Origin of the sequence: Niallia sp. Kr1 (genome assembly GCF_050389805.1) — a bacterium.
Lineage (GTDB): Bacteria > Bacillota > Bacilli > Bacillales > Cytobacillaceae > Bacillus_BD.
On record NZ_CP130945.1, the window covers coordinates 4,235,001 to 4,250,835 of the forward strand.

The following is a 15,835-nucleotide window of genomic DNA, read 5'->3' on the forward strand; positions in this document are numbered from 1 at the left end:
GCCGCGGGCCCATCTGTAAGTGACAGCTTACGCCGTCTTTTAGCTTACCAACATGAGTTGATAAGAATTATCCGGTATTAGCTCCGGTTTCCCGAAGTTATCCCAGTCTTACAGGCAGGTTGCCCACGTGTTACTCACCCGTCCGCCGCTAATCTTTGGGAGCAAGCTCCCTCAGATTCGCTCGACTTGCATGTATTAGGCACGCCGCCAGCGTTCGTCCTGAGCCAGGATCAAACTCTCCAATAAAGTGTTTGATAAAGCTCATAGATTTGTTGTTAATTAACAACTAAATTTGTTACATATAGTAACTAGAATTAACGTTGACGTTTTTGTTTGTTTAGTTTTCAAAGAGCAATTTCATCGTCACTCAGAAGCGACTTTATTAATATAACATATCTCGAAAGATGATGTCAATATTATTTTTTAAAAGAATCTTCGTCAGCTGCAAAACGTTCATTTCGCAGCGACGGATACTAATATAACAAGAAACAAAATAAAGGTCAAGGGGTTTTAACTATTTTTCTGCAATAACTTTTCGGACAGTTTATAATTGCGGTGATAGATTCCCTGTCCTTTCGTTTCTTGATTAACGACTTCAATAAAACGTTTTTCAATCAAGTATTCAAATAGCACTTCAATATCTGCTGCAAACAAAAGCAAAGAAGGATGCGATAATACTTCATTAAAAGTCCAAGTGTCTTTTTCTTTCAACACATCTAACAAATAACCTGTTCCTACTTCAATTCGTGAATGTATTAGGAAATCACTAGCTAAAAATAAGAGTTCTAACCTTTTCCCTAACTCTTCTTCACTATTGACTAGTTCATTATACAATTTAAAAACCTCAGGCTCGATTTTCTTCACTTGACCCCAGACCGTCATTTCTGGATGAAAACCTTTATCAATGATAGACACCCGACCTAAATGATGTAAAGATCGAACAATATGGCTATAAGCATCTAAATATTGTTGATTCTCAAAAAAGCTTCTTCCATCCATATAGCAGCGTATAAGTTTGCTAAACTCTAGGCCTATTTTTAACTGACGATCAACTGTAGGAAATACCTGCAGTCTATCTTGTAATTGACCCATAAATTCATTACGGTCAAATAACACTTTTCCCATAACTAGCCATTCAATTAATTTACGATTAATTCCAGATTGTAACCATTCATGTATTTGCGACTCCGTAATAATATGCATGGCTGCCTTTTTACCCTTATATGTGTAATGTTTAATAAAAACCGGTTGTTGGGCATCTTTCACAATAATAAGTAAAATCGCATCAAAAGTATCAGTAAGCGAAGCGGATTGATTATTTTTTTCAATTAACAGTACACTTAAAGTATTTACCTGACTCGCACGCTCCTGATAAATCGGTCGAAGTATATCTTCCACTACACGGCCCCCTATATACATCTTCTTTGAGAAGCTTAGCTAACATTAAACCATTAGCTAACCAATCTCTAGCGAATAATTTTCGACGTAAAACATTAAAATCCTTCTGCCTTAAAAGGATTTAAAAATTCAGTTAATAGAACAAATCATCCGATGGCTAGTGTAATAACGTTCGGACAAATTGTTTCATTTTTTCGAAAACATAGTATATAGTTTACAGTAGGGGGAATGACAACATGGCTAAAAAATATTCTAGCAAAATCAATAAAATTCGAACCTTTGCTTTAAGTTTAATTTTTGTCGGTTTCTTTGTCATGTATATCGGCGTGTTTTTTAGGACTTCTCCAATTGCTATGACCATTTTTATGTTACTCGGATTGCTTAGTATTGTTGCAAGTACCATTGTTTATTTTTGGATTGGGATGCTGTCAACTAAAGCTGTACGAGTGATATGTCCCAATTGTGAAAAACAGACAAAAATTCTTGGCAGGGTCGATATTTGCATGCATTGTAATGAACCGCTGACGCTGGATCCAAACTTAGAAGGAAAAGACTTTGATGAAAAATATAATCAGAAGAAGAATCTTACCCAATAGAACAGCGGAAGCGCCTTGTTCAGCTCCGTATAGACTGGACCTGCACAGGATGTGCAGACATCGACGTTCGCCACAGTACGTGGCGGCTTTTAGTCGATGTTCCTTCCCTTGAGATAAAGGAAACACGATGAGCACGTTAGTTCGAATCAATGTTGACGAAGAAGTGAGAAGTCGACTAGCTAGACAGTTGTCTAACTTCAAAAAACTTAAACTTTATATAATAAAAAAAACCGATAGCCTCAACTATCGGTTTTTAATGCACTTCCTGTTTTGTACATTCCGGACAGGATCCATAAATCTCCATACGATGATGGCTGATTTTAAAGCCGGTTACGTGACTGGCTAATTGTTCCACCTCATCTAAACCAGGGTAGTGGAAGTCAACAATTTTCCCACAACTATCACAAATCACATGATAGTGCTGTGTGGTAATGAAATCAAATCGGCTAGATGCATCACCATACGTCAATTCCTTAACAAGCCCAACTTCACGAAATACTCTTAAATTATTATAAACTGTTGCAACACTCATATTCGGGAATTTTCCTTCTAAAGCCTTATAAATCTCATCTGCTGTTGGGTGCGACATTGAGCTTATTAAATATTCGAGTATCGCATGACGTTGTGGAGTAATCCGTACCTTTGTTCCTTTTAGCGTTTCAAGCGCATCCTTTAGAAGATTTTGTTCCACCGTCATACACCTCTTTTCATCAAATTTGTTATCCAAGAAACATTATTTATTTAGAATTGTTACAATTAGTTTACGTTATTTTAATAGTTTTGTCAATATATCTACCTTCACCACTTAGTTTATGTGAATAATTTACTTTTTACTACAGTAAATAATAGGAAGATTCAATTATTACTTTATATAAAATTTCAAAACCTTTTTTATCATAACTATTTTTCAACCTGTTGTCATTCTTTTTTGTTTGACTTAGAAAATAAAAAAACAGGTTGTATCAACAACCTGTAAAAGAATTCTGAGGAGGTATGCCCTACTATAAGTTATTCAGAAACATGTATTTGGAATGGACAGTTGCCTTTTCTTTAGTAAAAAATATATAAATAATTGCAATAAACTTTATATGTTTGCATTAAATTGGTTGTTGTAATCAAATATAGGTTGATTGTATACGTTATTACTTTCTAGATAGTAATCTCTTAACTTCCCCTCATATATTAACTCAAGCTGGGAAATGTTCATGATATCTTCAGGTGTAATCAACTCAATATATTTATCAAACTGGAGGATTCCACTGGCTACAAGCATGGATGCTACAAATTGCGAACAGGTAAAAGCATTTTTTCTAATTAATCGTTTATTCATCGCAATCGCCATGACCCCAAGCAAATTATATCGATATTGATCTTTTAAAAATTTCACTCTGGCGATACTTTTGGTTAGTTTTTTATACTGCGAGTCATTCACAGAGAGTTTGTAAATGATGCATTTTGTATTTTTTTTATAAAAAAATACACCATGATCAAGTCCCTCTTTAACAAAACCCGCCGATAAAGGATTGTAATACACCTTTCGACCGAAGCTATACAACTCTTCGAGATGTTCATCCAATGAAATGGACGCATGATTATATGGGGCCTTTGTGTATAGTTTAATCATTCTCGAAAACCACGTACCCGTGTCCGTTAAGAGGATATAAACATTTCGTTCACTCATGTTATCACCATTTATAGTGTTTTTAAAATACTCTTCTTTTAAAAACAAAAGAGCCATTATGCATATTGTACCATGGCTCTTTTCATACAAAAAGATTAAGTTTTTTTCTAATTTCTATGTAATTAGGCTAAATTTTCCTTGATGTATTGGTAAACTTCATTCGTATGATCTTTTACCTTCACTTTTCTCCACTCTTTTACTACTTTACCTTCTGGATCAAGAATAAAGGTGCTGCGCTCAATACCCATGTACTCTTTACCGAAATTCTTCTTTAATTTCCATACATCAAATGCTTTTGCCAATTCATTTTCTTCGTCAGCTAATAAAAGAAAAGGCAATTGATGTTTCTCGATAAATTTCTCATGCCTAGAAATAGGATCTGGACTCACTCCGATAATCACTGTATTTAAATCAGAAAAATCATGATGGCGATCGCGGAAATCACATGCTTCCGTTGTGCATCCCGGCGTCATATCCTTCGGGTAAAAGTAAAGAACGACATTTTTCCCCTGAAAATCAGACAGTTTCACATTTTCACCATTACTTGCAGGCAAAGTGATCTCTGGTGCGATTTGACCAATAAGTGTTGACACGAATATCTTCCTCCTTTATTTTGAGTCTTGTCTATTTTCAGAGTATCGTATTCTTCCCTTAAACACAATAAAAAGGTGTGTAAACCTTTGCAATTTCTGACCTTTCTCCACAGCTAGTGTTCTTTTTCAATAAAGGCCTTCGCCACAAATGCTGCTGGTATCGTATAACCGATGAGCGCTTCAATCATGGCAATGATTCGACCAATTCCAATCGGAGCGATATCACCGTACCCAACTGAAAATAACGTGACAGCACTAAAATAAATATACGTTACAAAACGGTCAAAAAAGCTGTCATCTGGTAATGGGTACGCCTCTACCATGACTTCATAGCCTTTTGTTTCTAATAAAATATAAATTAAGCCAAAACCGATCAGAATGGTTATATAGACAAAGGCAAGGTAGAGGAAGTTTTCCAGCGAAACAATTTTTCCTTTTATCGCATTTGGAATAAAGATCGTTCTCACACTCATGACAATACAATAAACCGTAAAAGCAAACACAATCATATACAGCATTATAGTTCCCCTCTATTCCGAAAACGGTCTTCTACACTTTCTTCAATACTCTATTTATATGCAAGAAGCCCTACACCCACCACTTAAAACAAGGACAATCTTTATTTTAAAAATAGAATCAATGTTCATGTTCTATCGTCATATTCCATGCTTTTGATGGTAAAATGTACAAGGATCACAAATTGAGGAGGATGTTCGATGGAATTTACAAATTCAGAAAGAATACATAAAGAAGCGTTGGAGCATATTGTTGGCGGGGTGAATAGTCCCTCTCGAGCATATAAAGCGGTCGGAGGAGGTTCCCCAGTCGTGATGACACGAGGAGAAGGGGCGCACTTTTTTGATGTAGATGGAAATCAATACATTGATTATTTGTCTGCATACGGCCCAATTATCACAGGATTTAACCACCCTCATATCGTAGAAGCAATCAAAAAAGCAGCCGAAACGGGAGTATTATTTGGGACACCGACAGAGCATGAAGTGAAATTTGCCAAAATGTTAAAAGAAGCGATCCCATCCTTAGATAAAGTCCGCTTTACCAATTCAGGTACAGAAGCGGTGATGACGACCATTCGGGTGGCACGCGCTTATACAGGAAGAGATAAAATCATTAAATTTGCGGGCTGTTATCACGGACACTCCGATTTAGTCCTTGTTGCTGCAGGTTCTGGACCTTCAACACTTGGAACTCCTGATTCTGCCGGCGTTCCAAAAAGCATCGCCCAAGAAGTAATCACCGTGCCATTTAATACGATTGAGCCTCTTAAAGAAGCACTTGATAAATGGGGAGAGGAAATCGCCGCTGTTCTTGTTGAACCGATTGTTGGAAATTTCGGGATTGTAGAACCCAAACCAGGCTTTCTCCAACAGGTAAATGAACTTGCCCATGAAAAAGGCGCATTGGTGATTTATGATGAAGTCATTACAGCCTTCCGTTTTATGTACGGTGGAGCTCAAAATTTATTAGGTGTGACACCTGATTTAACAGCAATGGGAAAAATCATTGGCGGCGGTCTGCCAATTGGTGCCTATGGTGGACGAAAAGACATCATGGAAAAAGTGGCTCCACTTGGACCAGCCTATCAAGCAGGAACTCATGCCGGAAATCCAGCTTCGATGCTTGCTGGAATTGCGTGTCTTGAAGTCTTGAAACAAGATGGAGTTTATGAACAATTAGATAGATTAGGAGCTATTCTTGAAGAAGGAATTTTAGAAGCAGCCCAAAAATACAACATTTCCATTACCATTAATCGCTTAAAAGGCGCGTTAACAGTTTATTTTACAAATGAAAAAGTTGAGAACTATGAACAAGCTGAAAAGACGGATAGCGAAATGTTTGGGAAATTTTTCAAACTGATGTTAAAACAAGGAATCAACCTTGCTCCATCTAAATATGAAGCATGGTTCCTCACCATTGCTCATAAAGAAGAAGATATACAAGCGACCATCACTGCTACAGAAAAGGCGTTTAAAGAGCTATCAGAGGCATAACAATGAAAAAGGAAGCGATCAATGCTTCCTTTTTTTGTGGTTAAAATTATAATTATACACAAAAAATTCATTAAATAACGAGATTTATTCATATCAAAATTAGATTGTTTTTTATGAAATCGATATGATAATATGAATTTGCTGACTTTTCATAATTTATTTTTAAATTAAATGGTCCTGCAAAAATTCGTTTTAGGAGGTGAACGGCTTAAAGATTCCATCTTCTTTTTAAGCCGAATCATGATGAACCATTATAGCCCTTTTACTTTCGAGAATGTAAGCAGACAAGAACACGATGCATGCGGAATCGTGGCTTGTCTTGAAAAAACCAAAATCCCAACAAGTGAAAATATTTTCCGCTGCATTGACGCTCTTGTTACAATGAATCACCGCGCTGGATTTATCAACGGAGAAGGCGATGGGGTAGGTATCCACATTGACATCCCTCGAAATCTCTGGAAAGAAAAACTTCAAGAAGTCGGCGTCGATCCTTCCGAAGCCGAAAAAGATACTTTTATCGTTGGACATCTTTTTATTACCCGCACTACAGAAGCTCAGTCTATAATAGACGCTCTCCTAAAAAAAATCGAAGACTCTCAGTTAACGATTCTTTATCAATCAACAGACGTTACCCATTCCACTGCACTCGGTCCGATTGCCATTCAGGAAAATCCAATCTTTTTGCAATTCGCTTGTTCAACTAACTGGAACGGTCAAGATTTATCAAAGAAACTATTCCATTTAACGATCGATTTAGAAAATGATCTTCATGTTCATGTTGCCTCTTTAAGCCAATACCATGTTGTTTACAAGGTAATGGGTGCTGGAGATATTTTACCAAAGTACTATCAAGACCTGGCCAACCCACTGATTGCCTCAACAATGACACTTGGACATAACCGCTATTCAACCAATACGCTATCAAGCTTTTTCCGTGTTCAACCGTTCAGCATTCTCGGACATAACGGGGAGATTAACACAATTGCTAAGTTACGAGATGAAGCCCATATGGTTGATGTTCCGCTTGTAAAGGACGGTAGTGATTCCCAAGATTTAAGCAGGACGATTCAAACATTCATTTGCCGTGATGGATATACGTTATTTGAGGCGATGGACCTTTTATTCCCGCCAATCATAAATGAAATCAAAGCCTACCCTAAACATTTACAAGATTTATATTCGTATATTCGCGAGGCATGGGGACATTTCGCCCAAGGACCAGCTGGTATTATTTCTCGGTATGGAGATGAAGCCGTCTTTAGTGTTGACGCATTGGGACTTCGCCCAGTGTGGATGCTTGAAATTGAAAGTTCCTATCTCTTCTCTTCAGAGCCAGGAATTATCCCAACTACAGAATTTGCCCATGATCCAAAGCCACTTGCACCAGGTGAAAAAGTAGGTTTGAAGTGGAACGGTGACACGATTCAATTATTCATGGCTGACGATTATCAGCAAGAAGTTTATCAACGTTTTTCAAACCGTTTGTCATTGGAAGGGAATTCCGTTCGTTTTCATTCCCCCCGTATTCATACTGATGTTAAGGTACTCAATCATTCTCATAAAATTCATAACGGTCAATATAAAGCCTTTGGCTGGGAAAAAGAACACATCCAATTCATTGAACAAATGGCTGAAAAAGGGGTTGAGCCCATCCGCTCCCTTGGTCATGACGCACCTCTTGCGGCTTTGAACTCAGAACGTAAAAACCTAGCCGACTATTTAAAAGAAAGTGTAGCGGTTGTAACAAACCCTGCAATTGACCGTGATCGTGAAACAGAACATTTCTCTACCCGAATCGTTGTTGGGAAAAGACCGTCGCTTTTCGAAAAAGAAACAGCCGGACTCGTTGTCGAATTAGCATCCCCTCTTTTAATAGAAGGAAAAGCAGGATTAGATGCCGTTATCCAGTTGGGGCAACCAAGCTATGAACAATTAGTTGCGAAGTTTGAGGAGAATCATCTTGTTTCCACCATTTCCATTACAATGGGTGAAAATGAAACTGTAGAAGATGCTTTAGAAAGACTTTCTTGGGAAGCTGTTGCTGCTGTGAAAGAGGGAAAATCTCTCATTGTTTTAGATGATAGAGAGTCCCATCATGATGGTCATTATTGGCTGGACCCTCATTTAGTCACATCGGTGGTAGATCAGAAGCTTGTTCAAGAATCATTGCGAAGGAATTGCACGGTTGTTTTACGCTCAGCAGCTATTCGTTCTTTACACGACATCATTACCGTATATGGTTTAGGTGCTGATGTAATTAGCCCTTATTATCTATTCATGACAGTTTTAGATGATAAAATTCAGCCAGTGATGAACCTTTATTCCGCTTTAATGAAAGGGTTAGAAAAGGTCATCTCTACAATTGGAATCCATGAACTTCGCGGATACGCTCGTCTATTTTCAGCCATTGGACTTCATGAAGAAATCGCAAAAAGATTAAAAATTGTAAACTTCCTTGGCTCACATGGATTAGCTTTTGACTTTGCTGCAATGAAAGAGGATGCGCTGGATCGAGCTGCTGATTTTCACAATGACAAGGAAAGAATCGGAAAATCATTCAACCTCTTCCCTCGTATTTGGAAAGCGATTGGTGATGTGGCTGCAACTGGTAGCTATGATGCTTATCGTGAAAAAATAACCGAACAAGAGCAGAGTCGTCCAATTGCGATTCGTCATTTAACACGTTTTAAAACATCGAACACTCCGGTAGCTACCAATGAGGTCGACATTACCGTTGGCGATCATAGCCTGCCATTTGTGATTTCGTCGATGTCCTTTGGTTCCCAGAATGAGATTGCCTTCCGCGCCTATGCCGAAGGTGCCAACCGCTTAAATATGGTCAGCCTAAATGGGGAAGGCGGAGAAATAAAAGATATGCTCGGAAAGTATCCAAAAACCCGTGGTCAACAAATTGCCTCTGGGCGATTTGGCGTCAATGCTGAACTTTTGAACTCTTCTAATCTTCTCGAGATCAAAATCGGGCAAGGGGCAAAACCAGGGGAAGGTGGTCATTTACCAGGTTCAAAGGTTACTTGGAAAATTGCTGAAGCAAGAAATGCAACGGTTGGTTCGGACTTAATCTCCCCTTCCAATAACCATGATATCTACTCCATTGAGGATTTAGCGCAAATGATTCATGAGTTAAAAACGGCGAATGATCAAGCAAAAGTATCGGTGAAAGTTCCAGTTGTACCTAATATTGGAACGATAGCGGTCGGAATTGCTAAAGCAGGTGCAGATATAATCAACATTAGTGGTTTTGACGGTGGGACTGGGGCTGCAAGAATCCATGCTCTCCAGCATGTCGGACTTCCTGTTGAAATTGGAGTTAAATTAGCACACAATGCCTTGCTTGAATCAGGACTTCGTGAGCAAGTGGAAATTTGGGCTGATGGCGGGATAAAAAGTGCAGTTGATGTCGTGAAAGTTATGTTACTTGGTGCTAATCGAATTGGTTTTGGAACTTTATCGATGATTGCCATTGGTTGCACAACTTGCCGCGGCTGCCATTTAGATACTTGTCATGTCGGAATTGCGACACAAATTGAATCAGAAGCACAAGCAAAAGAACATGGATTAAGAAGATTTGTCCCACGTCAGTTGGAAAAAGCGGTTGAAGGAATAACAAACTTTTTCACAGCTTTCGGAAATGAAGTGAGAGAGCTTGCTGCTGCAATGGGAATTAAAAACTTGCAAGATCATGTTGGTCACTCCCAATTATTAGTGCAAAGCACTGGGACGGAACGGTTAGATTTAACGTATTTATTAAAACCTCTAGAAATCAGCCAATTTCATTCACAGGATACAAAGTATTCTAATGCACAAAACGCAAATAAATGGTCGACTGCTGTTGGTGCTGAATATTTAGATTCGATGGTTGAAGAACTACACCGCTCCCGTGAATTCCACAGTGTAACATCGGAGCAACGAGTTCTAGGCAGCCGGGTATCCTGTCATCGTGTCCGCAACCGATTAGATGGCTCTTATAAAAACCTACCAACCGTGAAGCTAAAGTATACGAATGGATCGATTCCCGGAAACGGACTCGGTGCCTATAATACCACAGGAATTCATATTGAAGTAAATGGCGGTGCCCAAGATGGGGTTGGAAAAGCATCGTTTGGTGGTAAAATGATTATTTTAAAATCAAAAGGCCGTGATGGTCGCTATTATAATGGATCAGTTGGCAAAGGTTTCGGGTATGGCGCTCAAAAAGGATTGCTCGTGGTTCAGGGTGATGCAGATGCAAGAGCGGGAATTCGATTGTCTGGAGCAGATATGATTATTGGCGGCTTACTGAAAAAGCCGATCCCTAAAGATGAAAGAGGAAATATTGGAGTCAATGCGAATATTAAAGGATTTGCCTTTGAATACATGACAAACGGAAGAGGCTTAGTACTTGGGGACCCAGGACCATGGATTTGCGCAGGGATGACAGGCGGTGTTATTTATGTAAGGTATCAACCAGAAAGGGGCTTAACAAAAGAAGCCATACAACGTAGAATTGCAAAGGGGGCAAAAGTTACTATAAGTACCCTTTCAGATCAAGGTGTTGCGGATGTTGAAGAATTGCTTGGCGAGTATACAAAAATGCTTGCAGATCAAGGACAGACGGAGGAATCTTCACAGCTTATGAAACTGCTTGAAGATCCAACACAACATTTTCTTCAGATACTTCCGGTTAAAGAGCAAGCCGATCCTTCGGTTTCTACAGAGTGATTTTTATGGGTTAGGTAGAAGGAGTTTGTTTCTACTATATGTAGAGATGGACTCCTTTTTGGTTTGGAGTTTGGGTTTTGGGGCAGATGTTGTTGGTCAGGGACTTTTGTGGGGGGATTTTGTCATTAGATCTACTCTCATGTATTCTTTCAACTCTTAAGCGGGGATCTTTAGACGATCACTCATGGAAGTATTTCTCACCTTTATCATAAGAACAAGTCCTTCGTGACAAACTTTAAATTAATCCACATCCTTTATTGTCTAAAGCGAACGAAAGTGGTTTAATAGGTAATGAACTTTGGACCTCATCACCGTTCAGAAAGGAAATTGTAACTATATGAAACTAGGGGCCCGTATTTTAAAAACAGGGATTGCGATTGTTTTATCGTTATTGATTTCCGATTTAATCGGACTTCCATCACCTGTTTTTGCTGGGATTGCAGCCATTTTCGCAGTCCAGCCAACGATTTATCGGTCATACTTATCCATACTTGAACAAATTCAAGGGAATACGATTGGCGCTGTTATCGCCACCATGTTTGTTCTGCTGTTCGGAAATGATATTTTTATCATTGGCCTTGCAGCGATTATCGTGCTCGCTCTTCTTCTTAAATTAAAACTTGAGAATGTAATTGGATTATCACTCGTGACCTTAATCGCGATTATGGTCACGCCGAGTGACGCGTTTCTTGAATTTGCCATTATTCGCTTTTTAACCGTTATGCTTGGTGTTTTATCCGCCTTTATTGTCAATCTCGTTTTTATTCCGCCTAAATATGAACAAAAGCTTTACTTTCATTTATCAGAAACGACGAACGAATTGACGAAATGGATTCGCTTAAGTATTCGAGGCGCAGCAGAGCATAAATTTTTAAAAGATGAAATCGATAAATTTAAAGATATGCTCATTAAAGTTGATCACCTTTATATCATGTATAAAGAAGAACGGAACTATTTTAAAAAAGATACAATTGTTAAAACAAGGAAATTGGTCATTTATCGGCAAATGATTTCCACGATTAAAAAAGCATTGGAAATTCTAAAAAAACTTCATCGTTTTGAAAATGACATCGTTCAACTTCCTAGTGAACTTCAAAATTATATCCAGCAGCAACTCGACCTTCTCATTCATCAACATGAACATGTCATGCTAAAATTTATTGGCAAGGTACGACCGGTCGTTGATTTTGAGGAAGGTGAAATCCAGTTAACTCGGAAAGAACTCTTCGACCTCTTTTTATCCTATCAAGCTCAAATCGCTGAAACCGAAGAACCTGCCCACTATCATCTGATGCAAATCGTTTCTGCGATTATCGATTATGATGAATATATTGAACATCTTGATTTATTAATTACAAGCTTTCAATCATATCACAAAGAAGAAAACAAAGTAGAAATGGTTGAAGAACAGTAAAAGCAGCTGAAAAAATCAGCTGCTTTTCTTAGTTACTAGTGCTTGCACTTTCCGATTGATCCAACTGTTGTACTTGGAAGAGTTTATAATAATGACCTTGTAATGCCATTAATTCCTCATGGGTTCCCATTTCAACAATGCTTCCATGCTCGATTAAAACGATACGGTCGGCATGGGTAATCGTTGATAATCGATGAGCCACGATAAAGGTTGTCCGGTCTCTCGCAAGTTTATCAAGCGCCTCTTGGATTAAATGTTCACTTTCTAAATCCAACGCAGACGTTGCTTCATCTAAAACAAGGATCGGTGGATTTTTCAAAAAGACACGGGCAATCGCAATTCGTTGCTTTTGTCCTCCTGATAACTTAACTCCACGCTCACCCACTTTTGTATCATAGCCTTCAGGCAAATTCATAATGAAATCATGTGCATTTGCCGCCTTTGCCGCTTCAATTACTTCTTCATCGGAAGAGCCTGGGTTTCCTAGCAAAATATTTTCCTTTACGGATTCACTAAATAAAATACTGTCTTGGAGCACCATCCCAATTTTATCGCGTAATGTTCTTACTTTAAATTGGCGAATATCGGTACCATCCAATAGGATCCTACCACCCGTTACATCATAGAAACGAGGGATCAGACTAACAAGGGATGACTTTCCACCGCCGCTCATTCCAACGAGAGCGACCTTCTCCCCTTTTTGTACATCTAAATGAACATCCTTCAATACTTCATCGCCATCATTGTAAGCAAAATCAACATGGTCAAACACAATATGACCCTTTACATCCTTACATTCGATGGAATCAGGAGCATCTTCGATATCGTATTTTTCATCAATAAATTCAAATACGCGGTCCATTGAGGCAAAGGATTGCGTTAAAGTCGTTGACGAATTCACAAGACGGCGTAATGGGTTGTAAAGACGATCAATATAACCGATAAAAGCAACCATTGCCCCGACGGTTAAATCCCCTTGTATTACTTGATACCCTGCTACTCCAATAACAAGGAGTGGGGCGATATCGGTAATCGTATTGACTACCGCAAAAGACTTAGCATTCCATTTCGTATGGTCAATGGCCCTGTTTAAAAAGTTTTTATTTACTTCATCAAATTTCGTTTGTTCAAAATCCTCTATGGCAAAGCTTTTAATCACAGGCATCCCAGACACACGTTCATGTAGATAACTTTGAACTTCCGCTAAGGCTTGGGAACGTTTTCTCGTCAAGCTACGCAAATTCCCAAAAAAGTATTTAATTGAAAAGATGAATAATGGCATGATAATGAGCGATACAAAGGTTAACGTAACGTCCATCGTAAACATAATCGCGATCGCAATCAGAATGGTTCCCATATCTAACCATATATTCATTAAACCCGTTACAACAAACGTTTTTGTTTGCTCTACATCATTAATAACCCGAGAGATGACTTCACCCGTTTTATTATTGGAGTAAAATTTAAAGCTAAGTTTTTGAATATGAGTGAAAAGTTGATCACGGATATCATATAAAATTTTACTTGACGTCCATTGTGCATAATATTGACGATAATATTCAATCGGAGGCCGTAAAACCACAAAGATAATGAGCATGACGACAATCACCCATATCAATTGATCAATTTTATCCGCCTGCACAAGAGCATCATTGTCAATAATGTCGTCCAAAACATATTTAATCAACAAGGGAATCAGTAACGGAATACCAAACTTGAGAATTCCAATGATGATGGTAATGATGATTTGGAGGCGGTATGGTTTAACAAAATGAAGATAACGTTTGATACTGTCCAAGGTCTCCCCCACCTAACAAAAGTAGATTCTGTTACTAGTGTATCCTTTAAGTCACACTATCTCAAATAAAAAACCTGTTGAAGGATCAACAGGTTTTACCAGACTTTATATAATTCTTCATCTTAACTTCTGTACGTTAAAAACCTCTCGTACCAGATATCAATAAAATCTGCTGCGAACGGACCTTTTCGCTGACGAATCCACTGGATTAAAGTATCAACATTGGCTTTCAGGATGGAATCAATCACTTCAGGATATTTCATTTCTACTCGATGCCGTTCATACTCATCTTCATCTAATAAATGAAAGGTCATATCAGGAAATACTTTAATATCTAAATCATAATCAATGTACTTGATCGCCTCTCCGTCATAAATAAACGGTGAACTCAAATTACAATAATAGTAAATCCCGTCTTCTCGTAACATCCCAATAATATTAAACCAATGTTGGGAATGGAAATAAGTAATAGCCGGTTCTCTCGTCACCCATGTTCTTCCATCTGATTCAGTAACTATGGTACGGTCATTGCCACCGATCACTAAACTTTGTGTTCCCTTTAACACCATGGTTTCGTCCCAAACGCGATGAATATGCCCATTATGTTTAAAACTATGAATTTGTACTGGTTCACCTTCGATGGGTACGCCCATTCTTTCCCCTACTTTCATTTCCGGACACTTTGCAACCTAATTATTTTTTTCGCTAGGCTGTGTGAACATTAAAAATTTGCCCCTTTTGGCTTATTTTCAACATTAAGCTTCTCTAGAGCCTAAAAATCCCGATTCCACTTTTTATGATAGGTAACAAAGAACAATTCCTATTTTTTACTATTATAACGGTTTATGCTGAATTTTAAAACAAACAACCATTGAAATTAAGTCAATGGCTGCCTTTTATGCAAAATAGGATTTACTTTCACCCAGTGGACACACTAATTTCTTGGTAAGATCGAATGACCTCTTCTGTCTGCATTTCAAATTTTTGTTGTATGTCTTTTAACTCTTCCTTCATGTATAAGATCTCTTGCTGAACACTTTCGATTTGAGATGCCTGTTGCAACTCTTTTAGCTGGTCCTCAATCTCTTGACATCTTTCTAATTCTCCTTGCAAAAATAACAGTCGATCCATTGTTTTCATTTGTTCAGCTACTAAACGATTGAATTCTTGCAATCTCACCACCGCCTATATCACTTCTATCAGTAGAGGTGCGCGTTAACGCAAATAAAGCTAGTTTTATAAATGGTTAATCCTTCACTACTTATGTATTCGTTTTTAATACGCTACATTCCTTTGATGAAAAAAGGGAATCTTTGTCGAACGGATTATTTTATATAAATGCACAAAGAGAAGGCACCCTTCCGAATAAAGAGTGCCTTCTTTTTGCTTATTTTATCGAGATTGGTTACCCATTTGACCAGAGTTTTTAGCTTTGTTAGCTTCCGCTCTAGCGTTACGCTCTTTTACTTCTTGAACGTCAGTTTCGCTAGCAAATTCAGTACCGTATTGGCCAGCACCTGCAGATTGAGCGTTTTGTTGTCTCACTTGTTGGATGTTAGTTCCAGATTGAGATTGTCTGTTTGCCATTGTAATCACCTCCACGAACTTAATGTATCCTTGCTCG

At 38.3% G+C, this 15,835-nt stretch carries 13 protein-coding genes and 1 rRNA gene (1 of these 14 running past the window's edge); 4 read left to right on the plus strand and 10 right to left on the minus strand.

The genetic code is table 11. The features are described from left to right. Window positions 1–246 (minus strand): 16S ribosomal RNA (locus tag Q5760_RS20895) (it extends 1,304 nt beyond the left edge of the window). Between the two features lie 264 nt (window positions 247–510). Further along, window positions 511–1,398, minus strand: coding sequence for a nucleotidyltransferase-like protein (locus Q5760_RS20900; protein WP_428909516.1), 888 nt, complete (start codon window positions 1,396–1,398; stop codon window positions 511–513). Between the two features lie 236 nt (window positions 1,399–1,634). On the opposite strand from Q5760_RS20900, the gene Q5760_RS20905 reads away from it, so the two are divergent. Next, window positions 1,635–1,994, plus strand: a complete 360-nt coding sequence (locus Q5760_RS20905) for a YgzB family protein (protein WP_428909517.1) — start codon at window positions 1,635–1,637, stop codon at window positions 1,992–1,994. A 253-nt stretch (window positions 1,995–2,247) separates the two neighbouring features. Here the strand turns inward: Q5760_RS20905 and perR are convergent, their stop codons facing one another. From perR to Q5760_RS20925, 4 genes are all read right to left on the minus strand, one after another. Continuing rightward, complete coding sequence (gene perR / locus Q5760_RS20910) at window positions 2,248–2,691, minus strand: peroxide-responsive transcriptional repressor PerR (RefSeq protein ID WP_428912650.1); 444 nt, start codon at window positions 2,689–2,691, stop codon at window positions 2,248–2,250. 387 nt (window positions 2,692–3,078) lie between these two features. After that, window positions 3,079–3,675 (minus strand): hypothetical protein, encoded by a 597-nt coding sequence (locus tag Q5760_RS20915; protein WP_428909518.1) that lies wholly within the window; start codon window positions 3,673–3,675, stop codon window positions 3,079–3,081. A 122-nt stretch (window positions 3,676–3,797) separates the two neighbouring features. Further along, window positions 3,798–4,268, minus strand: a complete 471-nt coding sequence (gene bcp, locus Q5760_RS20920; RefSeq protein ID WP_428909519.1) for a thioredoxin-dependent thiol peroxidase — start codon at window positions 4,266–4,268, stop codon at window positions 3,798–3,800. Between the two features lie 113 nt (window positions 4,269–4,381). After that, a complete protein-coding gene (locus Q5760_RS20925) occupies window positions 4,382–4,786 on the minus strand; it encodes an ion channel (protein WP_428909520.1) in 405 nt (134 codons plus the stop codon). 198 nt (window positions 4,787–4,984) lie between these two features. Between Q5760_RS20925 and Q5760_RS20930 the strand changes: the two genes are divergently transcribed. The 3 genes from Q5760_RS20930 to Q5760_RS20940 all read left to right on the plus strand — a co-directional run bounded on the left by Q5760_RS20930 (window position 4,985) and on the right by Q5760_RS20940 (window position 12,413). Next, on the plus strand, window positions 4,985–6,280 hold the full coding sequence (locus tag Q5760_RS20930) for a glutamate-1-semialdehyde 2,1-aminomutase (RefSeq protein WP_428909521.1): 1,296 nt from the start codon (window positions 4,985–4,987) through the stop codon (window positions 6,278–6,280). Window positions 6,281–6,520: 240 nt separating this feature from the next. Beyond that, entirely contained in the window at window positions 6,521–10,999 is a 4,479-nt protein-coding gene (locus Q5760_RS20935; protein ID WP_428912651.1) for a glutamate synthase-related protein, read from the plus strand. Window positions 11,000–11,336: 337 nt separating this feature from the next. Then, window positions 11,337–12,413, plus strand: coding sequence for an FUSC family protein (locus tag Q5760_RS20940; protein ID WP_428909522.1), 1,077 nt, complete (start codon window positions 11,337–11,339; stop codon window positions 12,411–12,413). A 28-nt stretch (window positions 12,414–12,441) separates the two neighbouring features. Here the strand turns inward: Q5760_RS20940 and Q5760_RS20945 are convergent, their stop codons facing one another. The 4 genes from Q5760_RS20945 to Q5760_RS20960 all read right to left on the minus strand — a co-directional run bounded on the left by Q5760_RS20945 (window position 12,442) and on the right by Q5760_RS20960 (window position 15,798). Beyond that, window positions 12,442–14,211 carry an ABC transporter ATP-binding protein gene (locus Q5760_RS20945; protein ID WP_428909523.1) on the minus strand — a complete coding sequence of 590 codons (1,770 nt, stop codon included), beginning with the start codon at window positions 14,209–14,211 and terminating at the stop codon, window positions 12,442–12,444. A 122-nt stretch (window positions 14,212–14,333) separates the two neighbouring features. After that, window positions 14,334–14,864: a nucleoside tri-diphosphate phosphatase gene (gene ntdP / locus Q5760_RS20950; protein ID WP_428909524.1), complete on the minus strand. Its 531-nt coding sequence runs from the start codon at window positions 14,862–14,864 to the stop codon at window positions 14,334–14,336. 265 nt (window positions 14,865–15,129) lie between these two features. Continuing rightward, a complete protein-coding gene (locus tag Q5760_RS20955; RefSeq protein WP_428909525.1) occupies window positions 15,130–15,384 on the minus strand; it encodes a YgaB family protein in 255 nt (84 codons plus the stop codon). A gap of 219 nt (window positions 15,385–15,603) precedes the next feature. Next, the gene (locus tag Q5760_RS20960; RefSeq protein WP_428909526.1) at window positions 15,604–15,798 is read right to left on the minus strand and encodes a gamma-type small acid-soluble spore protein; all 195 of its coding nucleotides are present in this window, start codon (window positions 15,796–15,798) and stop codon (window positions 15,604–15,606) included. Between the last annotated feature and the right edge of the window lie 37 nt (window positions 15,799–15,835).

Excerpts from the sequence above, each read along its gene's own strand:
- Q5760_RS20905 (WP_428909517.1), top strand. The coding sequence starts at position 1,635 with ATGGCTAAAAAATATTCTAGCAAAATCAATAAAATTCGAACCTTTGCT.
- perR (WP_428912650.1), bottom strand. The coding sequence starts at position 2,691 with ATGACGGTGGAACAAAATCTTCTAAAGGATGCGCTTGAAACGCTAAAA.
- Q5760_RS20915 (WP_428909518.1), bottom strand. The coding sequence starts at position 3,675 with ATGAGTGAACGAAATGTTTATATCCTCTTAACGGACACGGGTACGTGG.
- Q5760_RS20925 (WP_428909520.1), bottom strand. The coding sequence starts at position 4,786 with ATGCTGTATATGATTGTGTTTGCTTTTACGGTTTATTGTATTGTCATG.
- Q5760_RS20930 (WP_428909521.1), top strand. The coding sequence starts at position 4,985 with ATGGAATTTACAAATTCAGAAAGAATACATAAAGAAGCGTTGGAGCAT.
- Q5760_RS20935 (WP_428912651.1), top strand. The coding sequence starts at position 6,521 with ATGATGAACCATTATAGCCCTTTTACTTTCGAGAATGTAAGCAGACAA.
- Q5760_RS20940 (WP_428909522.1), top strand. The coding sequence starts at position 11,337 with ATGAAACTAGGGGCCCGTATTTTAAAAACAGGGATTGCGATTGTTTTA.
- ntdP (WP_428909524.1), bottom strand. The coding sequence starts at position 14,864 with ATGGGCGTACCCATCGAAGGTGAACCAGTACAAATTCATAGTTTTAAA.
- Q5760_RS20960 (WP_428909526.1), bottom strand. The coding sequence starts at position 15,798 with ATGGCAAACAGACAATCTCAATCTGGAACTAACATCCAACAAGTGAGA.